Origin of the sequence: Mycolicibacterium stellerae (assembly GCF_003719305.1) — a bacterium.
GTDB lineage: Bacteria > Actinomycetota > Actinomycetes > Mycobacteriales > Mycobacteriaceae > Mycobacterium > Mycobacterium stellerae.
Window position 1 is genome coordinate 33726 of record NZ_RARC01000030.1, and the last position, 22917, is coordinate 56642.

Below are 22917 nucleotides of genomic sequence, written 5' to 3' on the forward strand. Positions count from 1 at the left end.
ACTAGGGCATCCCGCCGTCGACTCGGATGATCGACCCGCTGGTGTAGCTTGACGCATCGGAAGCCAGATACAAAGCGGCGCCGACGATCTCGGCCGGGTTGCCGAGCCGCTTGAGCGCGAAGTTCTGCGCGCCCTTCGTCGTCGCCGGGATGTCCCATGCCTTGCTGATATCGGTCAAGAACGGACCGGGCATCAACGTGTTGACCCGCACGGTCGGCCCGAAGGCCAGCGCGAGACCCTCCGTCAACGCATTGAGCCCCGCCTTGGCCGCCGAATAGGGCAGCTGTTCGGGCCTGGGGCGTCGCGAGCCGCTCGAGCTGACGTTGATGATCGACCCGCCACCGTCGGCCACCATGCGCTGGCCGACCAGCGTCGACAACCGGAACGGGCCCTTGAGGTTCAGGTTGATGACGGTGTCGAAGAGCTTCTCCGACACCGAATCCAGGGACTCGTACAGCGGTGACATCCCGGCGTTGTTGATCAGCACGTCGACCTTGCCGAACCGCTGATAGACGGCGTCCACCAGACCGTCGAGCTCATCCCACCGGCCGACGTGTACCTGATACGGCATGGCGGCACGCCCGGTGGCCGCCGCGATCTCGTCGGCCGTCGCCTGACACGACTCCAGTTTGCGGCTGGCGATGACCACGTCTGCTCCGCACTTCGCCGCGGCGAACGCCATCTCCCTGCCGAGACCCCGGCTACCGCCGGTGACCAGCACGACCCGGTCGGTGAGGTCGAACAGCTCGTCGGCAAAGCCCTTTTCTGAGCCCATGTCAGCCCTCCTGTGGCGCGTGCGCGGTCTCCGGGATCACCCGCGTGCAGCGCAGGGACTCGAACGCAGCGAAGCCGTTGCACACCGGGCAGGCGAATGCACGCACGAGCCATATGGTGTCACGGTGCAGTTGCTTCTCATCCGGCACGCGTTGCCGCTCCGCAGCGAACCCGGCGAGGGTTCCGATCCCGACCTGTCCGCCGACGGCGTCGAGCAGGCAAAGCGGCTGCCCGACGCGCTGGCGCGCTTTCCGATCACCCGCCTGGTCAGCAGTCCGCAGCGGCGCGCGGTTCAGACGGCGCAGCCGGTGGCCGACGCGCTCGGGCTGACGATCAACATCGACGACCGTCTCGCCGAGTACGACCGCGAGCTGGCGCACTACATCCCGATCGAGCAGATCGCCGCCGAGTATCCCCAGGAGCTGGCCCGGCTGGCCAGCGGCCACCTGCCGAGCACCGTCGACGAGGACGCCTTTCTGGCCCGCATCAGCGAAGGAATCCGGGAGATCGCCGACGCGGGCGGCCACGAGGACACCGTCGCGGTGTTCAGCCACGGCGGGGTGATCAACGGGCTGCTGCATGGCATCCTGCGCACCGAGAAGATCCTCTGTGTCAACGTCGACTACGCGGGCATCACGCGGCTGCTGTCCTCGCGTAACGGCGACCTGTATGTCGCCGCCGTCAACGGAACCGAACACGTATGGGACCTGCTCCCGCGAAATCGGCGATGGTAGACAAGTCCGGTGACGATTTCGCTGGAAGGGCTCGATCTCGCCGCCCTTGACCGCCATCTCAGGGACGTGGGCATTCCGCGCAGCGGCGAGCTGTGGGCCGAGCTGATTTCCGGCGGCCGGTCCAACCTGACGTTTCTGGTCGGCGACAACGAGTCAAAGTGGGTGCTGCGCAGGCCACCCCTGCACGGTCTGACACCGTCGGCGCACGATATGGCCCGCGAGTACCGGGTCGTCGCCGCGCTGGCCGACACCCCGGTGCCGGTCGCGCGTGCGGTCACCATGCGCAACGACGACTCGGTCGGCGGCGCACCGTTCCAGATGGTCGAGTACGTGCCCGGCCTGGTCGTCCGGCATGCCGACGACCTCGAGGCGCTGGGCGACAAAGAGACGATCAGCGGCTGTGTCGACGCACTCATCAAAGTGCTCGCCGACCTGCACGCGGTCGATCCGAATGCCGTCGGTCTGGGTGACTTCGGCAAACCAACCGGTTATCTGGAGCGCCAAGTGCGGCGATGGGGCTCGCAGTGGGATCTGGTCAAACGCGAGGACGACCCCTTCGACGCCGATGTCCGGAGACTGCATTCCGCTCTTGCAGAAGCGATTCCGGCACAGAGCCGCACCTCGATCGTGCACGGCGACTACCGCATCGACAACACCATGCTTGACGTCGATGACGCCACCAAGGTGCTGGCGGTGCTGGACTGGGAGATGTCCACCCTTGGCGACCCGATCAGCGACGCCGCGCTGATGTGCGTTTACCGCCATCCGCTGTTCAACGTGATCCACGCGAGTTCGGCGTGGGCGTCGCCGCTCATGCCTGAGGCCGACGATCTCGCCCAGCGCTATTCGGTTGCGGCCGAGCAGTCCTTGGGCAACTGGGACTTCTACATGGCGCTCGGGTACTTCAAGGTGGCGATCGTCGCGGCGGGCATCGCGTTCCGGGCGCGGATGGGCGGCGGCGTCGCGCTCGACACCGACCAAGTGGACCAGGCGGTCGGTCCGCTGATGGCCGAGGGCCTCAACGCGCTCAACCGCTGATCGGTCCCGTCGCCGAACAGGTGAAAGGCGCCGTGCGCTAAGCGCCGGGCGGAGCCGTCAGCACGGTGTAGAGCTCGGCGATGACGTCGTCACCGACGATCGCCACGTCGAACCCCGATACCTGCGGCGTGGGGTTGTCGTCGGCAACGAGGTGCCACGCGAGGTATCCAAATCCCGTCGTCTGGTACACGGGTCCTGCGGCGATGAACTGAAGCGGCCCCAGCGTGCTCTGCAGTTTCTCGGCTTTCGCGTCGAGAGCGGCATGTCCCACGCAGACGCCCTCGTCGTCCGTCCAGCGAACATCGGGCGCATAGGTCCTGGCGATCGCCTCCCGTCTGCGCTCGGGGTCGCGCTCGTTGAAAACCTCGAGCAGGTTGCTCGTCATGAGTCGTTGGATCGGTTCGGTCATCAAATCCTCCGTATTGCGTGATATATCAACCAACAGTGATCATGAGGGCATGGCGCAGCGCTCATGGCTTACGGCGACCCAGCAGCGGACCTGGGTCAACTACATGCAGGTCTATCTCCGGCTCGAGTACGAGATGAATCGGCAGCTTCAGGCCGACTTCGGGGTCTCGCTCGCCGACTACAGCGTTATGAACGCGCTGTCGGCCGAGCCGGGCCGCCGGCTGCAGTCGAGTCGGCTGGCCATCAGGATCGGTTGGGAGCGCAGCAGACTGTCGCATCAGCTTCGCCGGATGGAAGCCAGGCGGCTGGTCGAGAGGGTCGCCTCTGAGAGCGACGGCCGCGCCACTGACGCCAAACTGACGCCGCAAGGGTGGCGCCTCCTGCAAGCTGCGGCACCCAAGCACGTCGCCTTGGTCCGCGCGCTGTTCTTTTCCGACCTCGACGACGCTGCCGCGGATCAGTTGGCCGACCTGCTGGGGTCGGTCTACGAAACGATTCTTCGCAAGGGCACGCTGCCTCGGCCCGAGTGATTCGGCCACTTCGGTCATACCTGGACTTCGCCGCCGTCGACGAAGAGTTCGCTGCCGGTCATGAAGCTGCTGGCGTCGGAGGCGAGGAATGCGACCGCTGACGCGATCTCGTCGACGTGTCCGACCCGCTTCATGGGCACGCTCGCTGCCATCTCGGCAAGCAGTTCCGATTCGCCGCCTGCCGGCGCCAGCCCGGTCAACCCGGGTGTCTCGACAGGTCCGGGGACCAGGACGTTCACCCGGATGCCGCGGTCCACCAACTCGGCGGCCATCGTGCGGCCGAGCGATCGCACCGCCGCCTTCGAGGCGGCGTAGATGCCGAAGGCCGGCATCCCCTTCGATGGCGCGGTTGACCCAGCCAACACGATCGACGCGCCACGGTTCAGCAGTGGAAGCACCTTCTGCACCGTGAAGAGTGTGCCGCCGACATTGCGGTTGAACGTGTCGAGATAGTGCTCGACGGTGACATCCGAGATCAGCGCGAATTCGCCGCCGCCGGCGTTGGTGAACACCACATCGAGCTCGTGCCCATGCGCTTCGATGGCTTCGACGACCACGTCGATATCGGCGAAATTGCTCACGTCGCTCACCACACCTGTTGCGCCCAAACCAATCTGAGCGACGGCTTCGTCGAGGCGCTGCTGACTGCGCCCGGTGACAAAGACGTGGGCGCCTTCTTCGGCCAACCGGCGTGCGGCCGCCAAGCCGATGCCAGAGGTTCCGCCGGTCACCAACGCTGTCTTGTTCTGTAGAACGCCCATGCAGTCATCCTCCTCCGCTTACGTGATTGATCACGTAAATTCGACCCTATCGGGTTTGCGTGATACATCAACCAAAGGGGGGTGGACTACATTCCCCACACGCGTGGGCGGTGGCTCGCGATTAGGTGCCGGCCTTCAGGTTTCTCTTCGCGGCGCGGCGGAGTTGGATGATGCGGGAGGTGCCGACCGCGACCGTCAGCAGGCCACCACAGACGGCGGCGAAGAGGATCGCGACGCCCACCGGCAAGTTCCATTCCCAGCCGAACAGGTGGATCGTCGTGGAATCGGTGTTCTGCATGATGAAAACCAGCAGCAGGATCAATATCAGGAAGCCAACGATCAGCGAAGACCAGAGCGCCGCGGCGCGGGTGAACTTCACCGCCGATTTGGGCGACGCGAGATAGTCGCCCGGCGTGGCTGTCGGGTCCGGCGGCGCGCCCTTCGACGCGGTGGCCGGCGGCTCCGCCGGTGAGGTCATCCCGACCGGTTGCTGACCGGGAGACGCATGAGGATCGGTGGTCATGGCTCCATCTTGCCCTTTCGGGGGTCGGATGAAACAAATTTCACGGTGAATGCAAACCGCGGCGGGTCGCCGCGCATGCCGATAGGGTCCGATGAAGCTATGGGCCGAGAGGACATTGGGTATGTCGAGCGCTATGTCGAAGACACGTAGGTGGCACCTGGCGATCCTGGTGGCCGTACTGGCCATGATCACCGCGGCCTGTGGCAGCTCCAATCCGCTGGGCGGCGGCGAGATCTCCGGCGACCTCAAGTCGATCAAGGTCGGTTCGGCCGACTTCACCGAGAGCAAGATCATCGCCGAGCTCTACGCGCAGGCGCTCGAGGCCAACGGCTTCACCGTCGCCCGCCAGTTCGGCATCGGCAGCCGGGAGACGTATATCCCTGCGGTGCAGGATCATTCGATTGACCTGATCCCGGAGTACACCGGCAATCTGCTCCAGTATTTTGACAAGGAGACCACCGCCACCACCCCGGACGCGGTGCTGCTCGGGCTGCTCAAGGCGCTCCCGGGCGACCTGTCGATCCTCTACCCGTCGCCCGCTGAGGACAAGGACACGCTCGCCGTCACCGAGGCGACGGCGCAACGGTTGAACGTGAAGTCGATCGCGGATCTCGCCACACATTCCGCCGAGGTGAAAGTCGGTGCGCCCTCGGAGTTCCAGACCCGTGTCACGGGTCTGGTGGGGCTCAAGGACAAGTACGGCCTGAACATCGCGCCTGCCAACTTCATCGCGATCAGCGACGGCGGTGGCCCCGCGACCGTCAAGGCGCTGACCGACAACACCGTCACCGCCGCGAACATCTTCAGCACGTCGCCGTCCATCGAGCAGAACAAGCTCGTGGTGCTCGAGGACCCCAAGAACGTCTTCCTCGCCGCGAACGTCGTGCCACTGGTGGCGTCGCAGAAGATGTCCGACGAACTCAAGACCGTGCTCGATGCCGTCAGCGCGAAGCTGACCACCGAGGCGCTGATCGAACTGAACACCGCGGTGGAGGGCAACCAGGGCGTCGACCCCGACGAGGCGGCGGAAAAGTGGATCAAGGACAACGGCTTCGACAAGCCCGTGCAGAAGTGAGCGCAATGATCACCTTCGAGAACGTCACCAAGCAGTACCCGGACGGCACCGTCGCGGTCGACGATCTGACGCTGGAGGTGCCGGAGGGGACGTTGGCCGTGTTCGTCGGCCCGTCCGGCTGCGGCAAGACCACGTCGATGCGGATGATCAACCGGATGATCGACCCGACGTCGGGCACGCTGACCGTCAACGGCGAGGACGTCACCAAGGTCGACGCGGTCAAGCTGCGGCTGGGGATCGGCTACGTGATCCAGAGCGCCGGACTGATGCCGCACCTGCGGGTGGTCGACAACGTGGCGACCGTCCCGGTGCTGCGCGGCGAATCCCGGCGCAGCGCACGCAAAGCCGCGCTGGGGGTGATGGAGCGCGTCGGGCTCGATCCAAAGTTGGGGGACCGCTACCCCGCGCAGTTGTCGGGCGGCCAGCAGCAGCGCGTCGGGGTGGCAAGGGCGCTGGCCGCCGACCCGCCGATCCTGCTGATGGACGAGCCGTTCTCCGCGGTGGACCCTGTGGTGCGCGAGGATCTGCAAACCGAGATCCTGCGGCTGCAAAGCGAACTCCGCAAGACCATCGTGTTCGTCACCCATGACATCGACGAGGCGGTCAAGCTCGGCGACAAGGTCGCGGTTTTCGGCCGGGGCGGAAAGCTACTGCAGTACGCCGACCCGCAGTTCGTGTTGTCGAACCCGGCCAACGAACTCGTTTCGGGTTTCGTCGGCGCCGACCGCGGCTACCGGGGCCTGCAGTTCTTCCACGCGTCCGGACTGCCGCTGCACGACGTCAGGTCAGTGGCCGAGGGGGACCTCGACGCGCTCGCACTCGGGCCGCAGGAGTGGGCGTTGGTCACCAAGGACGGCAAGCCGTTCGCATGGATCAACGCCGAGGGCGTCGAGGTGCACCGCAAGGGCAGCGCGCTGTACGACAGCACGGTCGGCGGCGGATCGTTCTTCCGGCCAGACGGCACGCTGCGGCTGGCGCTGGACGCGGCGCTGTCCTCACCGACGGGCCTGGGGGTGGCGGTGGACGACGACGGCCGACTGCTCGGCGGCGTGCGAGCCGACGACGTCATCAAGCTGCTCGAAGAGCAGCGGCGCGTTCCGGAGGTGGGGTAGCCCGTGCGCTATCTCTTCACCCACCTCGACGACCTGTGGGCGCTCACGGTGATCCACCTAAGGCTGTCGCTCATCCCGATCGTGCTCGGGCTGCTGATCGCCGTGCCGCTGGGTGCGCTCGTACAACGCACGACGGTGCTGCGACGGTTGACCACGGTCACCGCGAGCATCATCTTCACGATTCCGTCGCTGGCGCTGTTCGTCGTGTTGCCGCTGATCATCCCGACCCGAATCCTCGACGAGGCCAACGTGATCGTCGCGCTGACGCTCTACACCGTCGCGCTTCTGGTGCGTGCGGTGCCGGAGGCGCTGGACGCCGTGTCCCCCGCGGTGCTCGACGCGGCCACCGCCGTCGGCTACAAGCCGCTGACCCGGATGCTGAAAGTCGAACTGCCGCTTGCTGTCCCGGTGCTCATTGCGAGCCTGCGCGTGGTCGCCGTCACCAATATCTCGATGGTGTCGGTCGGCTCGGTGATCGGCGTCGGCGGCCTCGGCACCTGGTTCACCGAGGGTTATCAGGCCAACAAGAGTGACCAGATCGTCGCGGGCATCATCGCGATCTTCGTGCTGGCGCTGGTGATCGACACCTTGATCATGCTCGCCGGTAAGGCCCTCACCCCGTGGACAAGGGCGACCGGCGCAGCCAAGGTGGCCAAGCCGAAGGTGGGCGCGGCCGCATGAACTTCCTCAACCAGGCACTGTCCTTCATCTTCACCGCCGCCAACTGGGGCGGGCCCGCGGGTCTGACCGCGCGGATCCTCGAGCACCTGCAGTACACGGTGGTCGCCGTCATTTTCTCGGCGTTGGTCGCGATACCGATCGGCATGATCATCGGACACACCGGGCGCGGCACCTTCGTCGTCGTCTCCGGTGTGAACGCGTTGCGCGCGCTGCCCACCCTTGGTGTGCTGCTGCTCGGCGTGCTGTTGTGGGGTCTGGGTCTGATCCCGCCGACCGTGGCGCTCATGCTGCTCGGCATTCCGCCGCTTTTGGCGGGCACCTATTCGGGCATCGCCAACGTCGATGCGGCGGTGGTCGACGCGGCCAGGTCGATGGGCATGACCGAGCGCAGGGTGCTGCTCCGGGTCGAGGTGCCCAATGCGATGCCGTTGATCCTCGGCGGTCTGCGCACCGCGACCCTTCAGATCGTCGCGACCGCAACCGTTGCCGCGTATGCCAGCCTCGGTGGCCTCGGCCGCTATCTCATTGACGGCATCAAGGTCCGCGAGTTCTACCTTGCGTTGGTCGGTGCGCTGATGGTGACCGCTCTGGCGTTGATCCTCGACGGCCTGATGGCTTTTGCGGTGTGGGCGTCGGTGCCCGGCAGCGGGCGGTTGCGGAATATGCCTGTGCCGTTGCTGGACGACGAAGTTGCGCTGGAATCACGCGCACCGTCGCGAGGGCGGACGGAGAGCAGTTTCTCAGCGGGCTACGAACGAGGCGGCCCGTCGCCTACGGTGGACGGGTGAGTGCAGAACAGCGCCCTGCCTGGCCGGCGATCCTCACCTGGCGCGCACACGACGTTCCGCGAATGGAGTCGGTGCGGGTACAGCTATCCAACAACCGAATCAAGGCGTATGGCCGGATCGTTGCCGCGGCCACGCCGACGCATCCGTCGTTCTCCGCATCCTACGATCTCGTCACCGACGAATCAGGGGCGACTAAACGACTCTCACTGACGGTCACCCTCGCCGAGCGCGAGCGGCAGCTGTCCATCGCCCGCGACGAAGAGAACATGTGGCTGGTTCAGGACCACGGGGGCCAGACAAACCGGGCGGCATACGACGGCGCGATGGACGTCGACGTGATCTTCAGCCCGTTCTTCAACACGTTGCCGATCCGACGGACCGGTCTCTATCAGCGCAACGATTCATTGTCGGTGCCGGTGGTCTACGTATCGCTTCCCGATCTGGCGGTGAAGCCCGTGACGATCAGCTACAGCAGTGCGGCCGACGGCATCAAGCTGCATTCGCCGGTGGCCGACACGACCGTGACCGTCGACGCTGACGGATTCATCCTCGACTACCCCGGACTGGCAGAGCGGATTTGATCACCCCGCCGGCGCGACCGGCGGCAGCCAGTTCGTCGCGCCACCCGTCTTCGCCGACGACGATCGTGGCGATCTGAGACCGACGGAAGCTGGAGTACCGCATCCGGGCGGCGTGGCCCTCCTCCACGAGCTCGGCGACCGATCCTCCGGTGGCCAGCGACCTGCGTGCCTTCTCGAGCATGTAGATCGAGCGGTCGAGCGCAGGCAGCAACTGATCGGCATTCGCTTCGCACATCGCCCGCACCAGATCCGGTGCGGTGGCCGCCACCCGGGTTCCGTCGCGGAAGGATCCGGCGGCCAGCGCGAAGGCGAGCGGCACTTCGCCTGCGGTGGCGGCCAGGGATTCGGCGAGCAGGTGCGGTAGGTGTGAGATGGCGGCCGCTGCGGCGTCGTGCTCGTCGGATTTCGCGGGCACCACAACGGCTCCGCAGTCCAATGCCAACTCCATGACCATCGCCCAGACGTCGGGGTCGACGTGGTCGTCGACGGAGACCACCCACGCGGCGCCGGTGAACAGCCCTGCGTCGCCCGCCGCCCAACCGGAGTGCGCGGTGCCCGCCATGGGATGACCGCCGACGAAGTTGGCCAGCAGCCCTGCCGACTTCACCTCACCGAGCACGGCGGCCTTGACGCTGGTCACGTCGGTCAGCGGGGAGTCCGGCGCGAGGTCGCGAACGTGCTCCAGCACGATCGGCAGTGCGGGCACGGGCACGGCCACGACGATCAGCGCGTCCGCCTTCGCCGCCCGTTGCAATGCCGTTTCGATGCTCTTCGTCGCGTCGAAACCGTCCGCGATGGCCGCCTGGACGTTTTCGAGCGAGCGGTTGTACCCGAAGACCTCACGCCCTGCCGCCGTCGCCGCACGCATCACCGAGCCGCCGATCAGGCCAAGTCCCAGCACGCAGACGGGCGGTTTCGTCACGGCATCAAGGGTGGCACACGGTCTTGTTCGCCGGACGCGCGGCTGGTGTCGGTTACTGGTCAAATGCCCTGGTCGGGGACTAGCGTAAGCGCTCATGGGACCACAGCGGGCACCCGCGAAGGACGCCGACGCGCTGGACGGCTTCGGGGTGGCCGTCGTGCGTGAAGACGGCAAGTGGCGCTGCTCGGCGATGCGTCCCGCCGCGTTGACCAGCTTGGCTGCCGCCGAAACCGAACTGCGTGAACTGCGCAGCGCAGGCGCGGTTTTCGGGTTGCTCGACGTCGATGACGAGTTCTTCGTGATCGTGCGGCCGGCGCCCGCGGGCACCCGTCTGCTGTTGTCGGATGCCACCGCGGCGCTGGACTACGACATCGCCGCCGAGGTGCTCGAGAAGCTCGATGCCGATATCGAACCGGATGACCTCGACGACGCGGAGCCGTTCGAGGAGGGCGACCTTGGGCTGCTGGCAGATATGGGCCTGCCCGACGCGGTGCTCGGCGTCATCATCTCGGAGTACGACCTCTACGCCGACGAACAGCTGGGCCGGATCGCTCGGGAGATGGGCTTCGCCGAGGAACTGGCGACGGTGCTCGACCGTCTCGATCGGTGACCGACGAAGACCTAATCCGCGCCGCGCTCGATGCCGCGCGCAGCGCAGGCCCGGCCGATGTGCCGATCGGCGCCGTCGTCTTCGGGCCCGACGGGACTGAGTTGGCCCGGGCGGCCAACGCGCGCGAGGCGCTGGCAGATCCGACGGCTCATGCCGAGATCCTTGCCATGCGGGAGGCGGCGGCGGTGCTCGGCGACGGCTGGCGGCTGGAGGGCGCGACGCTGGCGGTCACCGTTGAGCCGTGCACGATGTGCGCAGGCGCGCTGGTGATGGCGCGGGTGTCACGGTTGGTGTTCGGCGCATGGGAACCCAAGACGGGTGCGGTCGGATCCTTGTGGGACGTGGTGCGCGACCGCAGGCTGACGCATCGGCCCGCCGTCGTCGGCGGCGTGCTGGCCGACGAGTGCGCGGCGCCGCTGGAGGCGTTCTTCGCCAGGCAGCGATTGGGATAGACGGTCCGGTGTTGGGTAGGCTGCCACACGGTGGCGTGTCCGAGCGGCCTAAGGAGCACGCCTCGAAAGCGTGTGACGGGTAACCCCCGTCCGAGGGTTCAAATCCCTCCGCCACCGCCAACGTTTCCCACCCGGAGCGTCACGTTGGGTTCCGGGATTGACCTGGCGCGCCTTCGTCGCCTTGCTCAGGTTGGTGAGGAAGGGAGCCAGCGGCGCTCTCGCGCTCTTCGCCTCGAAGCGCTGCCGTCCGCGGACTATCCGATGGACTTACGGTCGGTGCTGCCTGGCTCTCTCCTTGTGGAACTCGGTAGCCCATCGCCGCCCGGACCGCGAGCACATCGCCGAGCGGTGGATTGGCCGGGTCGTCGCCGAGAAGGACGAGCGTTCCGTCGCCGACGCGGTCAATGGCTGCGGAGCCCGGCAGCGATCGGCGGTCGAAATGCGTCGGCTCGGAATCGGCGAGATACGTTGCCCAGCCAGCTGGTTGGCCGACGAGCTTTCCGAGCTTGACGCTGCCATCAGGTTGCACGACATCGGGTTCGGTCTGTGCGTCACGCGCGCTGTCGTCGAGCCAGACTGCTCGCTTGGGTTCGAAGGTCTCGATCACCGCCTGGAGGATTTGCTTCGCTGCGGACGCTGAATACCGTTGTGCTGCAGTGGATTGGTCCGGAATGTTGACGACGACCGCGCGGGGGAGACGGGCGATTCTCGAACCGGCGTTGGTCACGTTCAATGTGGCGCCGCCGTCCTTGTTCGAGTGACCGTTCCACCAGAAAACAGAGAAGCCGGCTCCTTCGGCACTGGGTTGAGCACCCGGCATCAGGCCGCGCCGCAGTCGTTGAATCAAGTCGTCGCGATCGGTGCCGACGACCGGCGCAGCCAGCGCTTCCTTCTTCGTCATCGCCTTGTCTCGCCACCCGCTCAGCAGAGGATCGATCTCGGCCAACCGCGGCAAAAGCGCGGCGATCCGCTCGGCGCACTCGTCAATCGACTCGTCGCGCACATCCCAGTACGCGCCAACGAAAGTCCCCATCAACAATTCCTCAACTCATCGGCTTCCATACGACGTCGATATTGGTGAACCCGTTCTCAGTGAGAAGCGTGCTGATCCTGTCAGCCATCTCCCTCTGCATGAAAACCCACTGGATCGGTGTGTCGCCAGCGGCGGTGGACTGGTCGACGGCCGCTTTCAAAAACTTGCTGTCCCCCTGGAACCAGGTATCCCACACGCCCTTGTCGACGAATTGCTGATAGTCGGCCTTGGCATCGATCAACATGCCGTTGGCGAAGTCGTCGAATTTCACTGCTCGAGCAGGGCCTTCGACAATATAAGCCTCGCTGATCGAGCGTCCGGTGATGAACTCCTGGTACGCCTTCGACAGACCTGCGAATCCCTCATGTGACGGCCCGAAGGCTCCGGGCCCGTGCACGGCGAGGTCGTCGAGGGCCGAGGCTGATCGGGCGGCGGCGATGTCGACGGCGTGCAGCAGAACGTTCTCGCCGGTGACCGTTGCGAGGGCGTCGGCACCTTCGCGACCGAACAATGCCCGCAGACCGAGATAGGCACCCTCGCCGCCCTTGACGAGCGGACCGACACCAACGGCAGTCGTCACCGCGGTGAGCAGCGGCTCGGCTGTCGCGATAGCCCGACCGTCGTCGAGGAATCGGGTGCCGACGAGCTTGCCGTCCTTGTAGGTGTAGTAGGCCATCGCTTTGGCGTCGTATATCTCGCCGGTGCCGTTCTTCAGGGTGCCGATCACCTGCGCGGCTTGATTAGCCGTCATGGGGCCGAAGGTGACGTTGCCGTCGGGGGTCAAGGTGACTGAGTTCGGGTCGATCTTGGAGAAGTCGGGGACCTTCCCGAGCTCATCGAGGGCGTCTGCCAGATTCTTCTTGAGCTGAGGAAGCTCGGCCATCGCCGTTAGAGCTTCGGGGCTGCCCGCACCGTGCGTGTATGCCTCCGCAGCCGCCTTGTCGATTGCCGCCTGTGCGTTGCGGACCTTTTCCATGGCGTCGAGAACGGCTTGGTCATTGGCGCGGTTGATGCCCGCCAGAACCGACGGTCCCGTTGACTCCGCCGGTGCATCCTCGTCGAGGCCGGTCTTATCGATCGGCGCCTGCGGCGCCCCAGGTATCGGAGTGGCGCCCGTCGCCATGTTGATCGCGGTAGCCAGCTCCTCGTCGACCCGCACGGCATCGGCAAGGATCTTGTCGAGTCGGCCTTGCAGCTCGGCCATCTCGGCGATGGCGATGATCATCGGAGTTTTGAAGTTCGGACCAGGTATCACCTGACTCATGACCGTGTTGATCTGATATCCGGCGGCGATCGCGTCAGCTTCCAGTCGTGCCAGATCCGACTTGACCTGTTCCATGTCGTCGGCGGCTTTTCGCGCTGCTTTGGCCACGGCCAGGGCCTCGTTGCCCTGCGCGTCCAGGTCTTTGCGGAGCTTCTCGTTGGCCTCCCGAGCAGCGACCGCCGCTTCACCACCCCACGTTCCGAACGCCGGAAGCGTCGCAATTCCGTCGGCCGCTTCGAATGCCGCCTCCGCCCTGTTGCGGGTGGCGTGGAAGACCTCGCGGACGTCCCCAGGGTCCCACCGCTCAATGTCGGCGACGGAGACGGTCACAGCCTCAGACCGCTATAGGTCGGCGCCGGTGGTCGAAGCTTCATTGCCTACGGCGGTCACGTCGGAGGTATTGCTCTCCTCTGTGCTTGTGTAACGAACCGCGGCTCCACGCAGCCCTTCGCCGTGCTGGAGCAAGTTGCCAACGAGGGTTGAGCTGTCGGTTTGCCACTTGGCTACCGCTGCGCTCAGTGCTGCCGCGGAGACCGCCGGCGTTCCTACTTGCGCCGCCTCTATGCGACCGTGAGCGGATGTGTGGCGCGCCTCGAGCTCTTCGGCGTGGTTGTCCACCTTCGTCGCTGATGTGTGCAGATCCTCTGGGACCACGCGAATCGGCCTGGGCACTGATCCTGGAACCTCCACACTCGACGGAGCACACATCCGATCAGTCAAGAATATGGCGTCCGATGAGAGCTGTTCGTACTAATTCGCGCTGCGCCGGTACCTCAAGAAGAGGTACGAGTCGCATAGCAGCGCGTGCCGGAGTTCCAGGGAAGCCGGGACATGTTGTCGGCTCGGTGTGCGAAGGCCGACGGGCTGGCTGCCTGCGAGCAGCGGCGCAATGGTGACGCAGATTTCATCGACGGCGTCCGCGTCGACGAGCTGATCGAGAAGGGTGGGGCCTCCCTCGCACAGGATCCGCTGCATGCCCAGTGCGCGAAGCTGCTTTGTCGCCGCGCCGACATCGACGGTGTCCTCGCCAGCCACCAGAAGTCGCCAGCGCGGGTCGCTGTCCAACGAATGGGCTTGCGCAGCGCTGGCACTGGTGACGAGGAAAGGGGGCGACGTGCCGTCAACGAACAACGTCGACGGCAGTCGTCCACTCTGGCTGACGACTGCGATCGGTGGTGGCGCATGTCCTCGATGTGCTCCGCGAAGGGCTTCCTGAGCCTCGGTGAAGCGGGCCGGGCCGTACCGCTCAGCGCGCGCGGTGCCTGCTCCGACCAAGACGACATCGGCGAACGCACGCAGGTCGCGCAGCAGGTTCTGGTCGGCAGGACACGACAGTGTGCCTGCGCGGCCGCCGAACGCCGCAGCGCCGTCGGCGCTGAAGATCATGTTGGCGCGCACCCCGCTCGGTGCATCGGCATAGAGCTGCGCCAGATCGCCGGGATCGGTGACGCTCGTCAGGTTCGTCATGCTTCGTGGCCCGGTGCCAGATCACGGACATCGGCGAATGAAACCCAATCGCGAGACACGTCAGCCGCGTCGCCGTCGGTGGGTTCCAACAGATGGCCCACGTGATCGCCGACGTCGAACCGTTCCAGGATGCGGCCGACGAACCAGGCCGAGGCGTCAGTCAGTATCGGCAAGCCCAAAGGCCCAGCCTCCCAAGCGCACCGGGCGAACTTGTCGACCTCGTCGCCCGTCTCACTCCCGAACAGCTGGGCGATCTCTAGATGTTTGCGCGACAGCACGTGTACGGCCAGGTGCGTGGAATGTTCGGCTATGCGGAAGGTGTGGTTTCGCTTCGAAAGGCCCACCAGGAACCGAGGGGGGTTAATGCTGGTTTGACTGGCGAACCCGACCAGACAACCCGCGGCGGTCTCATCGTCGTCGGTCGCCCCTTTGGTGGTTATCACGAACATCGGGTAGTTGAGCGCCGCGACTATCTCCTCGAACGCTTCTGATCCACTCATCGTCCGAGGATATGGGCGCGGATTACTCGTCTGCGCCTAGGGCAGCACCGTCTTCATCAACATCACGTTGTAGTCCGACCACAGCGACAGGTTGTAGTAGATCTCCTTGCCCGTCGACCACGGGTGCAGCAGCGGCGCGTAGATGCCACCGGGGAAATCGTTGGACGAGACGAGCACCTGCTCAGGACCCCATGGTCCCTGCGGGGCCGGCGCCGTCCTCGCCACCACATCGTTGTTGCCGTTGCAGTACAGCGCAAGGAACTGCTTGAGGTAGGTGTTGTACTGCACCGACATTTCGCTCACCGGGGCCGGGAACACCGGCTGCGCGGCTCCCGGATTGTTCGGCACCCAGTTCCCGCCGTCCCAGTACTCGTAGCGGCTCAGTTCCGGCACGAGGGACTGCGGTACCCGTGACACGAATGCGGGTCCGCTCCTACCCGATGGTGTCCCGTACGAATAGAGGTAGCCGTCGCCCGGCTTGAGGAACGCGCCCACCTGGAACTTCTCCCCGCCGGGAACGTACGGCACCCGAGGCGTGGCATCGGCCGACGCGGGCCGAACGCTCTGCGGGTAGACGCCCCAGTGCTCGCCGTTGTCCGGTGAGACCGCGATGGCCGAGAAGTTCGTCGTCCACTGACCGGGGCTGTCCCAGCTCCTGATCGACATGAAGCTCATGTATTGCGTTGTGCCGACCGAGATTCCGGAGGTGGGAATGATGCCCGTCTCCGACGGTGCGAACTTGATGCTGTTGACGACCTGCTTGGACAGCGCAGGCGCCCACAGCGGCGAACCGGAGTACTTGTTGTTCACCACGCCGTCGGGAATGCTGACCGTCTTCGACAGGGCACGGTCGCTCGTGCGGAACATCGTGTTGTACCGCCACTGCCTGCCCCGCACGCTGCAGTAGCCGATCGTGTCGCCGAAGGCCATCAGCACCTGGTTGTTCGCGGGATCCCCGTTGTCCCACATGATTCCGAGGTCGGTCCCGGTGATCGCGAAGCGTTTGATGGTGTCGTTGGGGCTCTGCGGTCCGGTCACCCAGCCGACGAGCGATGTTCCCGGCGGCGGGCCGGGCGCGGGCGGGGGAGCCGGTGCGGGCGCCGGCGCCGGCTGGGCGATTGCCGCGGCGTCAGGAACCGGCTGAGGTACCGGCGGCGGTGCCACTCCCGCCTGCTGTTGGACCCGCGCGGTCTGCGGCACGAACGCGCTCAGAAGCGAGCGCGACAGCCGGCCCAGGTTGGGCAGGGGCGCGCTGTCGTTGGCCTTTTTTGGACGATGCCCGATCGGGGGACCGCTGACACCGGGCACCTCAGGAGTCGCCGCGGAGTTGGGCGCCGTCGGAGGTTGGGCCTCCGCGGCGGCTCCGGTGCATGGCTCCGCGGCAGCGGGTGGCGCGACGACGATCCCGAAGACGAGCCCAACAGCGGCCGCCGACGCCACCGGTACCGATGCGATTCGAGCAAACGGCGACATGTCACACCTTTCAGGGGGCAGTACGTCGCAGTTGACGTCCCGCGCTAGCTGATGTGACGATAGTGATTGCTGGGGCTATTGGGATCAGTGATGTACCGATAGGTATCCATCCGTGACCGTGTCGATACCGTGGGCGGGCTCATTCGCGGTCGGATGCCTACCGTCGCGACTTACATGGGTGTAACTCGGCTAGAGCTTGCCTACCGCGAAAGTCGCTGCCTGATCGGTCATTCCGTTCTTGTTGTACAGGCTGTGGTTCGCGCCGTCCCCGCTGCCTGAGCAGATCGGGTCATCGGCGATACACAGGTCGATCGTCTTGGCCGCGTACAGGCCGCCGATTTCGACCGGCGGTGTCCCGATGAGCTCCATGAACTTCGGCGACGGTTTGCCGAGCAGCACTACCGCGGCAACGTGGTCGGCGACCTCGGGCGGCATCGGATCGGGCACCTCCGCGGCGTCCGCGCCGCTCGGCACGGCCTCCGAAGTGACGAAACCGGCTACGGCCGCACCCTGGGAGAACCCGCCGAGCACGATTTTCGTGTCGGGACAGGCCCCCGCCGTCGACTCGATGCGATTGGCCGCATCCCTGATGCCCTGAACAGCGGTGGGGAAATCGGTACTAGCGGGATAGTTGACCGGATAGACCGATACCGACTTGCTGGCCGCCTTGGCGCGCACCGCGTCGACGAATGACTGCCCGATCCCGCCAAGACCAGGGGGTTCGAAGGTGCCGCGGGCGAACACCACCTCGACATCGGGGCACGGCGCGGCGGCCGCGGACGGGATGGGTGTGGCGAGCAGCGCTCCCGTCGCCACCGCCGCGGCGCCGAACAATCGGGTCAGTTGGGCTGGGCTCACTCTTTCCACTCTGACACAGGTGCGCAACGCCCATTCCCGAACTAGGATCACCTGCGATGAAGCGAATCCTGGCTGCGGTTGCGCTCTCGTTTGTCGCGCTGGCCGGCGCGCCGTCGGCCCACGCCGACCAGGTCGCCTACCTGGTCAATGTGACGGTCCGCCCCGGGTACAACTTCCCGAATGCCGACGCCGCGCTCGGATACGGGTACAGCGTGTGCGACCGCGTCGGTGCGAAGACGGGTTATGCGCAACTCGTCGACGAGGTCAAGCGCGACTTCAACACCGTCGACTACTACCAGGGCGCCTACTTGATCAACCAGGCCGTCAACGAACTGTGCCCGGCGCAGATCTGGCAGCTGCGGCAATCGGCGGCCGGATACACCCTGCCCGCTTGAACATCAAAGCGGCGACGCCCGAAGGGGCGCCGCCGCTTCTGAAAGATCACTACCCGACTACGGGCAGCTGACCTCGATTTCGAAGGGCTTGTTCGCTGGCTGCATTGGGTTGGCCATGTCGATGCCGACCGCCGTGCCGGAGATCTTGTAGGTGCTGCCGTCCTTTTCGGCCTTGGCCTCACCCTGGCCCGCGTTCTCCTGGAATCCCAGCGTGACGCCGTTGACGTTGCCGAGGCCGACCGAATGAACAGTGGGGCTGTCGCCTGCGCTGACGACCGCGCCGATACCCGTCGTGGCGTCGCCGATGGCGATGTTGACGTTCTCGCCCATCGTGCTGCAGACAACCGTGCCCTGCACGGACTGGTCCTTGCCGTCGATCGTGACGGTGCTCTTGCCCTCTGCTGCGGCAGCCGAAGACGTATCTCCGCTGGTCTCGGACTTCTTTTCCGACGAACAGCCCGACAGACCGGCAACGACAATCGCCGCGCCGCCTATGGCGACCACGAACCCACGCTTCACCAGTGTTCTCCTTATTGTTGTCGCGGACCGTCGACATCGGCGGACCGTCCCACAGAGTATGGAGCGCTGCCCCCACGCGGTCTTGAGATTGCCAGAAATTTGCCTGAGCCAGAGGCCGGTGGCCGTTGCCTAGCAGGACACCTTGATCGCGAACGTGCCGCCGGTCCGGAAACTCGGGTTGTCGGTCGCGAAACCGTCGGCGGTTCCGGTGATGTCGTAAGTCGGCCCGATCATGGCGACCTTTGCGGTGCCGCCCAGTCCTGCGTTATAGCTTCCCGTGAAGCCGCCGACGTTGTTGATGCCGACTGATTCGGCCTTCAGGGTGTCCCGGTTGGAGACCATCGCGGTGACTCCCGATGTGCTGTCGCCAGTGGTTATCGTCGTCAGTGTCCCGGCCCCCACGCACTGGACGGCCTCGGTAGTGCCGGCGTCCTTCCCGTTGATGCTGATCTGCGCGGTGCCCGAGACCAGGGTTCCCGGCCGAGGGGTGACCGGTGGCGGACTCGACGAGCAGCCGGCCGTGGCGCCGACCACCAGCAGTACCGCAACGGCGATGTCGCGCTTTGTCATGACAAGAATCTAGGACGGCATCTGCCGCCGTGGCCGGCAATTGGTTGAATACACGTCGTGGCCGAGCCCTCGTTCAGTGTCGAAGCGGACCTTCCTGGACGGCTTGGACGTGCCGGTGTCATCCGAACACCGCACGGCGACATCCGCACTCCCGCCTTCATCGCCGTCGGCACCCAGGCCACGGTCAAGGCCGTCATCCCCGAGGCGATGAAACAGCTTGGCGCACAAGCTGTTCTGGCCAACGCCTACCACCTGTATCTGCAACCGGGCGCCGACATCGTCGAGGAGGCAGGCGGACTCGGCAGTTTTATGAACTGGCCGGGTCCCACCTTCACCGACAGCGGCGGGTTCCAGGTGTTGTCGCTGGGTGCAGGCTTTCGGAAGGTGCTCGCGATGGACACCGAGCGTGTTCGGGCCGACGACATCATCGCCGAAGGCAAGGAGCGGCTGGCCCGCGTCGACGATGACGGCGTCACCTTTACGTCGCACCTGGACGGATCGACCCACAGGTTCACCCCCGAGATGTCGATCCGGATTCAGCACCAGATCGGCGCCGACATCATCTTCGCGTTCGACGAGCTGACCACCCTGGTGAACACCCGCGGCTATCAGGAGCAATCGGTGCAGCGCACGCACCGGTGGGCGGTGCGTTGCCTGGCTGAACATCGCAGGCTGGCAGCCGCCGACCAGGACCGCCACCCGCAGGCGCTGTTCGGCGTGGTGCAGGGCGCCCAATACGAGGACCTCCGGCGGGAGGCGGCGCGCGGGTTGGTGTCCGTCGTCGACGACGACGGCCGCGGCTTCGACGGCTACGGCATCGGCGGGGCGTTGGAGAAGCAGAATCTCGCCACGATCGTCGGCTGGGTCAGCAGCGAACTGCCCCCGGACAAGCCAAGGCACCTGCTGGGGATCAGCGAGCCCGACGACCTTTTCGACGCCGTTGCCGCGGGCGCCGACACGTTCGACTGCGTTTCGCCGTCACGGGTCGCGCGCAATGCGGCGGTGTATTCGGCGACGGGCCGCTACAACATCACCGGTGCCCGCTACCGCCGCGACTTCACCCCCATCGACGACGAATGCGACTGCTACACATGCGCGCATTACACCCGCGCCTATATCCACCACCTGTTCAAGGCCAAGGAGATGCTGTCGGCCACGCTGTGCACCATCCACAACGAGCGTTTCATCGTCAGGCTGGTCGACCAGATCCGAATGTCGATCGGGGCAGGCGAATTCGACGAGCTGCGCGCGCATGTTCTCGGCCGCTACTACGGGAGCTGATCGACGATCCGGCGGTCGGACCGTGCTAGCGGCCAGGACGGAGACGTTTGCGGTGCCCGCCTTCGAGCGACTAATTCGCTCGCCCGGACGTGGCCACTGTTGGCGCTTCGACAGCAGCGAATTTGTCGCTCAGAGGCGGGCACGGCAGCGCAACCATTCGAGGCGCTCGGGCACAAAGGGCCGCCGACGGCGCTGCAGAGTTCTGCTTCCGCCTAGAGTTCTACTTCCGTCAACACGCGGGCCTTCGGCGGCCCGACGAGGGCGGGCGCCGAATCGGGCGACGACCAGATCTGGTTGATCAACGATTCACGGAATTTGCTTGCCGCATCGATGTTCTCGAAACTCAGGTTGACGACGACGTAGTTCGGATCCTCGTCGGGCTGATACACCTCGGTGCGGGTGACGCCAGCCGCCTGACGAGCGGGCGCGAACTTCCTGAATGCGTCGAGCCAGACCGCAAGTTCGCTGATCTCGTGCTCGATGTGAAGGACGGGCATGGGAATAGTGTGGACTACCGTCGTGGGTATGACTTCCACCTTGCTTGATTCGCGCGTCGCGGCCGCCCTGACCCGGATGTTCGCCGAGGCCGACGCGCAAATGCCGCTGTTGGGCGAGATGTTCGGCAAAGACTCGGTGCCCGGCGAATCCAGTGCACAGGAACGCGCCGACGCGCTGAGCGAGTTCTATCTCCCCGTCACCCCGGAAGCGGGCCGGCTGCTCTACACGTTGGTGCGGGCATCCCGGCCGACGACAGTGGTCGAGTTCGGCATGTCGCTTGGCATCTCCGCGATCCACCTGGCGTCGGCGGTGCGCGACAACGGCGAGGGCCGGGTGGTCACCACGGAGCTCAACGAACAGAAGGTGGCCGTCGCCTCCGGCAACTTCGCCGATGCCGGTCTGGACGACCTGATCACCGTGCTGCACGGTGACGCGCTAGAGACCCTTGCGGCGATCGACGGGCCGGTGCAGTTCGTCCTGCTCGACGGGTGGAAGGACCTCTACCTGCAGGTGCTGCAGCTGCTCGAGCCGCGGCTGGCGCCGGGCGCCCTCGTCGTCGCCGACAACACCAGCATGCCGGGCCTGCAGCCCTACCTCGACTACTTGCGCGACCCCGCCAACGGCTATGTCAGCGTGCACTTCCCGGTCCGGGATGCCGACAGCATGGAGATCTCCTGCCGGGCGTGATCACGTCACCAGCTCGTCGATGACCTCTTGCGCTGCGCGCTCGCCCGCGTTGACCGCGCCCTCCATGTAGGCGCTCCAGTACGTGGCGGTGTCCGTCGACGCCCAGTGGATCGGGCCGATCGGGACGGTCAGCGCCGGCCCGTATTTCGTCCACACATGCGGGCCGTGGTTGGCGTTGTAGCACCCACGCGTCCACTGCCGATCCGACCATTCCCCGTCGACGTAGTGCTCTGGGCGGGCCGCCCTCTGGCCGTAGTGCCGCACCAACTCGGCTGTCATCGCGGCCCTGCGCTCGGCCTGCGGGAGCCTGCCGACGGTGCGTGCTTCGTCGCCCTCCAGGAACAGCAGGATGACGCCGTGGTCGTCGCCGGGAATGCAGGTGTCGTTAGACATCCGGGCGGGACCGACGTCGGAGATGAGCTGCCCGTTGAATCCATCTGCGCGCCAGAACGGTTCGTCGTAGATGAAGAACGCCTTCATCGCCGAGCCGTTGGGAAGTCGCTGGGTGAGCTGGTCGCGGACGCCGGAAAGCGGTGGGTCGTAAATGATTCGGCCAGCCAGAGTCGGCGAGATCGCGACGATGACCCGGCGTGCATGAGCCACCCGGCCGCCACGGCAGTGCACTGTGACGTTGTCTGCGGCGTGTTCGATGAGAAGAACCGGCGCCTCGAGGACGATGTGGTCTGCGATGAGCGCGGCCAGTCGCTTCGGAATCTCGCTGGTACCACCGACGAACCGGGTGGTCTGCGCGCCGCCCTCGGATTCCGCAAAGATCTCCGACGTCACCCCGCAGGTCTGAATCGTGAACAGCAGATGCAGAAACGACACCTCGGCGGTCGGCACGGCCAGGATCCCGACCGTGCAGATCTCCAGCAGGTTGCGGGCCACCCTCGACAAACCCTGCGCGTCGTACCAGGCGCCCGCGGTGATCGCGTCCCACTCGGTGGCGCGCGGTGCCAGCCAGGGCGCCTCGACGGGAACTTCGGCCGCCAACACGTCGAGTCGGCGCAGCACCAGCTCGAGCTCCTTCAGCTCTGAGGCGAAGCGGGCATGAAACTCGTTCTCCCGCAACACCCCCGAGCCGTCCAACTCGTAAGACGTCTCGCCCTCGTCGTACTGCGGGTAGGTCTCGACCCCCAGTTCGGCCGCCAACGCGAACATCCGTTGATGGGTGTCGCCGATCCACTGGGCCCCGAGCTCGATCGGCACCCCCGGAACGGCCTCCTCGGTGAGAATCCGTCCGCCCACCCGTTCGTCGGCCTCCAACACCAGCGGCCTGAGCCCGGCCTCGAGCACCCGTCGGGCGGCGATCATCCCCGAAATGCCTGCTCCGACGATGACGACGTCGGCTTCATGGCCTGCTGGGTGTGCCATGGTGCACAC

Annotated in this window: 29 protein-coding genes and 1 tRNA gene; 14 read left to right on the forward strand and 16 right to left on the reverse strand. The window is 65.9% G+C overall.

The window, feature by feature from the left end:
• Position 1: 1 nt before the first annotated feature.
• Complete coding sequence (locus D6M19_RS26945) at positions 2 to 775, reverse strand: SDR family NAD(P)-dependent oxidoreductase (RefSeq protein WP_123028346.1); 774 nt, start codon at positions 773 to 775, stop codon at positions 2 to 4.
• Between the two features lie 124 nt (positions 776 to 899).
• On the opposite strand from D6M19_RS26945, the gene D6M19_RS26950 reads away from it, so the two are divergent.
• Both D6M19_RS26950 and D6M19_RS26955 read left to right on the forward strand, forming a co-directional pair.
• Positions 900 to 1508 carry a histidine phosphatase family protein gene (locus tag D6M19_RS26950; RefSeq protein ID WP_123028399.1) on the forward strand — a complete coding sequence of 203 codons (609 nt, stop codon included), beginning with the start codon at positions 900 to 902 and terminating at the stop codon, positions 1506 to 1508.
• A gap of 9 nt (positions 1509 to 1517) precedes the next feature.
• Complete coding sequence (locus tag D6M19_RS26955; protein ID WP_123028347.1) at positions 1518 to 2546, forward strand: phosphotransferase family protein; 1029 nt, start codon at positions 1518 to 1520, stop codon at positions 2544 to 2546.
• A 37-nt stretch (positions 2547 to 2583) separates the two neighbouring features.
• Here the strand turns inward: D6M19_RS26955 and D6M19_RS26960 are convergent, their stop codons facing one another.
• Entirely contained in the window at positions 2584 to 2955 is a 372-nt protein-coding gene (locus D6M19_RS26960) for a nuclear transport factor 2 family protein (protein ID WP_123028348.1), read from the reverse strand.
• A gap of 49 nt (positions 2956 to 3004) precedes the next feature.
• Between D6M19_RS26960 and D6M19_RS26965 the strand changes: the two genes are divergently transcribed.
• Positions 3005 to 3484, forward strand: a complete 480-nt coding sequence (locus tag D6M19_RS26965; protein ID WP_123028349.1) for a MarR family winged helix-turn-helix transcriptional regulator — start codon at positions 3005 to 3007, stop codon at positions 3482 to 3484.
• Between the two features lie 14 nt (positions 3485 to 3498).
• Here the strand turns inward: D6M19_RS26965 and D6M19_RS26970 are convergent, their stop codons facing one another.
• On the reverse strand, positions 3499 to 4245 hold the full coding sequence (locus D6M19_RS26970) for an SDR family oxidoreductase (protein ID WP_123028350.1): 747 nt from the start codon (positions 4243 to 4245) through the stop codon (positions 3499 to 3501).
• 121 nt (positions 4246 to 4366) lie between these two features.
• Positions 4367 to 4768, reverse strand: coding sequence for a LapA family protein (locus tag D6M19_RS26975; protein WP_123028351.1), 402 nt, complete (start codon positions 4766 to 4768; stop codon positions 4367 to 4369).
• Between the two features lie 133 nt (positions 4769 to 4901).
• Between D6M19_RS26975 and D6M19_RS26980 the strand changes: the two genes are divergently transcribed.
• Genes D6M19_RS26980 through D6M19_RS27000 form a run of 5 tightly spaced genes read left to right on the forward strand, consistent with a single transcriptional unit; the run spans position 4902 to position 9005 of the window.
• The gene (locus D6M19_RS26980; RefSeq protein ID WP_123028352.1) at positions 4902 to 5843 is read left to right on the forward strand and encodes an ABC transporter substrate-binding protein; all 942 of its coding nucleotides are present in this window, start codon (positions 4902 to 4904) and stop codon (positions 5841 to 5843) included.
• A 5-nt stretch (positions 5844 to 5848) separates the two neighbouring features.
• Positions 5849 to 6955 (forward strand): ABC transporter ATP-binding protein, encoded by a 1107-nt coding sequence (locus tag D6M19_RS26985; protein WP_123028353.1) that lies wholly within the window; start codon positions 5849 to 5851, stop codon positions 6953 to 6955.
• A gap of 3 nt (positions 6956 to 6958) precedes the next feature.
• Positions 6959 to 7636, forward strand: a complete 678-nt coding sequence (locus tag D6M19_RS26990) for an ABC transporter permease (RefSeq protein WP_123028354.1) — start codon at positions 6959 to 6961, stop codon at positions 7634 to 7636.
• A complete protein-coding gene (locus D6M19_RS26995; protein ID WP_123028400.1) occupies positions 7633 to 8424 on the forward strand; it encodes an ABC transporter permease in 792 nt (263 codons plus the stop codon). Before D6M19_RS26990 ends, D6M19_RS26995 begins: the two co-directional genes overlap by 4 nt.
• Positions 8421 to 9005, forward strand: coding sequence for a putative glycolipid-binding domain-containing protein (locus tag D6M19_RS27000; protein ID WP_123028355.1), 585 nt, complete (start codon positions 8421 to 8423; stop codon positions 9003 to 9005). The genes D6M19_RS26995 and D6M19_RS27000 overlap by 4 nt, the downstream gene beginning before the upstream one ends.
• Here the strand turns inward: D6M19_RS27000 and D6M19_RS27005 are convergent.
• Complete coding sequence (locus D6M19_RS27005; RefSeq protein WP_268812336.1) at positions 8968 to 9927, reverse strand: prephenate dehydrogenase; 960 nt, start codon at positions 9925 to 9927, stop codon at positions 8968 to 8970. The genes D6M19_RS27000 and D6M19_RS27005 overlap by 38 nt on opposite strands.
• A gap of 94 nt (positions 9928 to 10021) precedes the next feature.
• On the opposite strand from D6M19_RS27005, the gene D6M19_RS27010 reads away from it, so the two are divergent.
• The 3 genes from D6M19_RS27010 to D6M19_RS27020 all read left to right on the forward strand — a co-directional run bounded on the left by D6M19_RS27010 (position 10022) and on the right by D6M19_RS27020 (position 11109).
• Positions 10022 to 10537, forward strand: a complete 516-nt coding sequence (locus tag D6M19_RS27010; RefSeq protein ID WP_123028357.1) for a tRNA adenosine deaminase-associated protein — start codon at positions 10022 to 10024, stop codon at positions 10535 to 10537.
• Entirely contained in the window at positions 10534 to 10989 is a 456-nt protein-coding gene (locus D6M19_RS27015) for a nucleoside deaminase (RefSeq protein ID WP_123028358.1), read from the forward strand. Before D6M19_RS27010 ends, D6M19_RS27015 begins: the two co-directional genes overlap by 4 nt.
• A 29-nt stretch (positions 10990 to 11018) precedes the next feature.
• Positions 11019 to 11109 (forward strand) — tRNA-Ser (locus tag D6M19_RS27020).
• 19 nt (positions 11110 to 11128) lie between these two features.
• On the opposite strand, the gene D6M19_RS27025 is transcribed toward D6M19_RS27020, so the two are convergent.
• The 7 genes from D6M19_RS27025 to D6M19_RS27055 all read right to left on the reverse strand — a co-directional run bounded on the left by D6M19_RS27025 (position 11129) and on the right by D6M19_RS27055 (position 17584).
• Positions 11129 to 12022: an Imm52 family immunity protein gene (locus tag D6M19_RS27025; RefSeq protein WP_123028359.1), complete on the reverse strand. Its 894-nt coding sequence runs from the start codon at positions 12020 to 12022 to the stop codon at positions 11129 to 11131.
• 10 nt (positions 12023 to 12032) lie between these two features.
• Entirely contained in the window at positions 12033 to 13616 is a 1584-nt protein-coding gene (locus D6M19_RS27030; RefSeq protein WP_123028360.1) for an Rv0964c family protein, read from the reverse strand.
• Between the two features lie 12 nt (positions 13617 to 13628).
• Positions 13629 to 13994 carry a WXG100 family type VII secretion target gene (locus D6M19_RS35335; protein WP_123028361.1) on the reverse strand — a complete coding sequence of 122 codons (366 nt, stop codon included), beginning with the start codon at positions 13992 to 13994 and terminating at the stop codon, positions 13629 to 13631.
• A 42-nt stretch (positions 13995 to 14036) separates the two neighbouring features.
• Entirely contained in the window at positions 14037 to 14753 is a 717-nt protein-coding gene (locus D6M19_RS27040; protein WP_123028362.1) for a pyrimidine reductase family protein, read from the reverse strand.
• Positions 14750 to 15253, reverse strand: a complete 504-nt coding sequence (locus tag D6M19_RS27045) for a flavin reductase family protein (RefSeq protein WP_123028363.1) — start codon at positions 15251 to 15253, stop codon at positions 14750 to 14752. Before D6M19_RS27045 ends, D6M19_RS27040 begins: the two co-directional genes overlap by 4 nt.
• Positions 15254 to 15289: 36 nt before the next feature.
• Positions 15290 to 16726, reverse strand: coding sequence for a glycoside hydrolase family 183 protein (locus D6M19_RS27050; protein ID WP_123028364.1), 1437 nt, complete (start codon positions 16724 to 16726; stop codon positions 15290 to 15292).
• Between the two features lie 189 nt (positions 16727 to 16915).
• Complete coding sequence (locus tag D6M19_RS27055) at positions 16916 to 17584, reverse strand: cutinase family protein (protein WP_123028365.1); 669 nt, start codon at positions 17582 to 17584, stop codon at positions 16916 to 16918.
• A 56-nt stretch (positions 17585 to 17640) separates the two neighbouring features.
• Between D6M19_RS27055 and D6M19_RS27060 the strand changes: the two genes are divergently transcribed.
• Positions 17641 to 17979, forward strand: coding sequence for a DUF732 domain-containing protein (locus tag D6M19_RS27060; RefSeq protein ID WP_123028366.1), 339 nt, complete (start codon positions 17641 to 17643; stop codon positions 17977 to 17979).
• Positions 17980 to 18036: 57 nt separating this feature from the next.
• On the opposite strand, the gene D6M19_RS27065 is transcribed toward D6M19_RS27060, so the two are convergent.
• Together D6M19_RS27065 and D6M19_RS27070 are read right to left on the reverse strand one after the other, a co-directional pair.
• The gene (locus D6M19_RS27065; protein WP_123028367.1) at positions 18037 to 18498 is read right to left on the reverse strand and encodes a lipoprotein LpqH; all 462 of its coding nucleotides are present in this window, start codon (positions 18496 to 18498) and stop codon (positions 18037 to 18039) included.
• Between the two features lie 129 nt (positions 18499 to 18627).
• Positions 18628 to 19068, reverse strand: a complete 441-nt coding sequence (locus D6M19_RS27070) for a lipoprotein LpqH (RefSeq protein WP_123028368.1) — start codon at positions 19066 to 19068, stop codon at positions 18628 to 18630.
• Between the two features lie 57 nt (positions 19069 to 19125).
• On the opposite strand from D6M19_RS27070, the gene tgt reads away from it, so the two are divergent.
• Positions 19126 to 20349 (forward strand): tRNA guanosine(34) transglycosylase Tgt, encoded by a 1224-nt coding sequence (gene tgt, locus D6M19_RS27075; RefSeq protein ID WP_123028369.1) that lies wholly within the window; start codon positions 19126 to 19128, stop codon positions 20347 to 20349.
• Between the two features lie 212 nt (positions 20350 to 20561).
• Here tgt and D6M19_RS27080 read toward each other — a convergent pair whose 3' ends face one another.
• Complete coding sequence (locus tag D6M19_RS27080) at positions 20562 to 20846, reverse strand: NIPSNAP family protein (protein WP_123028370.1); 285 nt, start codon at positions 20844 to 20846, stop codon at positions 20562 to 20564.
• Between the two features lie 28 nt (positions 20847 to 20874).
• Between D6M19_RS27080 and D6M19_RS27085 the strand changes: the two genes are divergently transcribed.
• Positions 20875 to 21534 carry an O-methyltransferase gene (locus tag D6M19_RS27085; protein WP_123028371.1) on the forward strand — a complete coding sequence of 220 codons (660 nt, stop codon included), beginning with the start codon at positions 20875 to 20877 and terminating at the stop codon, positions 21532 to 21534.
• On the opposite strand, the gene D6M19_RS27090 is transcribed toward D6M19_RS27085, so the two are convergent.
• Entirely contained in the window at positions 21535 to 22908 is a 1374-nt protein-coding gene (locus tag D6M19_RS27090) for a flavin monoamine oxidase family protein (RefSeq protein WP_123028372.1), read from the reverse strand. It abuts the gene before it with no gap.
• Positions 22909 to 22917: the final 9 nt, after the last annotated feature.

What these genes read in the sequence shown, in the direction of transcription:
- D6M19_RS26945 (WP_123028346.1), bottom strand. Translation starts at nt 775, where the DNA reads ATGGGCTCAGAAAAGGGCTTTGCCGACGAGCTGTTCGACCTCACCGAC.
- D6M19_RS26960 (WP_123028348.1), bottom strand. Translation starts at nt 2,955, where the DNA reads ATGACCGAACCGATCCAACGACTCATGACGAGCAACCTGCTCGAGGTT.
- D6M19_RS26965 (WP_123028349.1), top strand. Translation starts at nt 3,005, where the DNA reads ATGGCGCAGCGCTCATGGCTTACGGCGACCCAGCAGCGGACCTGGGTC.
- D6M19_RS26970 (WP_123028350.1), bottom strand. Translation starts at nt 4,245, where the DNA reads ATGGGCGTTCTACAGAACAAGACAGCGTTGGTGACCGGCGGAACCTCT.
- D6M19_RS26975 (WP_123028351.1), bottom strand. Translation starts at nt 4,768, where the DNA reads ATGACCACCGATCCTCATGCGTCTCCCGGTCAGCAACCGGTCGGGATG.
- D6M19_RS26980 (WP_123028352.1), top strand. Translation starts at nt 4,902, where the DNA reads ATGTCGAAGACACGTAGGTGGCACCTGGCGATCCTGGTGGCCGTACTG.
- D6M19_RS26985 (WP_123028353.1), top strand. Translation starts at nt 5,849, where the DNA reads ATGATCACCTTCGAGAACGTCACCAAGCAGTACCCGGACGGCACCGTC.
- D6M19_RS26995 (WP_123028400.1), top strand. Translation starts at nt 7,633, where the DNA reads ATGAACTTCCTCAACCAGGCACTGTCCTTCATCTTCACCGCCGCCAAC.
- D6M19_RS27010 (WP_123028357.1), top strand. Translation starts at nt 10,022, where the DNA reads ATGGGACCACAGCGGGCACCCGCGAAGGACGCCGACGCGCTGGACGGC.
- D6M19_RS27025 (WP_123028359.1), bottom strand. Translation starts at nt 12,022, where the DNA reads ATGGGGACTTTCGTTGGCGCGTACTGGGATGTGCGCGACGAGTCGATT.
- D6M19_RS35335 (WP_123028361.1), bottom strand. Translation starts at nt 13,994, where the DNA reads ATGTGTGCTCCGTCGAGTGTGGAGGTTCCAGGATCAGTGCCCAGGCCG.
- D6M19_RS27040 (WP_123028362.1), bottom strand. Translation starts at nt 14,753, where the DNA reads ATGACGAACCTGACGAGCGTCACCGATCCCGGCGATCTGGCGCAGCTC.
- D6M19_RS27045 (WP_123028363.1), bottom strand. Translation starts at nt 15,253, where the DNA reads ATGAGTGGATCAGAAGCGTTCGAGGAGATAGTCGCGGCGCTCAACTAC.
- D6M19_RS27050 (WP_123028364.1), bottom strand. Translation starts at nt 16,726, where the DNA reads ATGTCGCCGTTTGCTCGAATCGCATCGGTACCGGTGGCGTCGGCGGCC.
- D6M19_RS27060 (WP_123028366.1), top strand. Translation starts at nt 17,641, where the DNA reads ATGAAGCGAATCCTGGCTGCGGTTGCGCTCTCGTTTGTCGCGCTGGCC.
- D6M19_RS27070 (WP_123028368.1), bottom strand. Translation starts at nt 19,068, where the DNA reads ATGACAAAGCGCGACATCGCCGTTGCGGTACTGCTGGTGGTCGGCGCC.
- D6M19_RS27080 (WP_123028370.1), bottom strand. Translation starts at nt 20,846, where the DNA reads ATGCCCGTCCTTCACATCGAGCACGAGATCAGCGAACTTGCGGTCTGG.
- D6M19_RS27085 (WP_123028371.1), top strand. Translation starts at nt 20,875, where the DNA reads ATGACTTCCACCTTGCTTGATTCGCGCGTCGCGGCCGCCCTGACCCGG.
- D6M19_RS27090 (WP_123028372.1), bottom strand. Translation starts at nt 22,908, where the DNA reads ATGGCACACCCAGCAGGCCATGAAGCCGACGTCGTCATCGTCGGAGCA.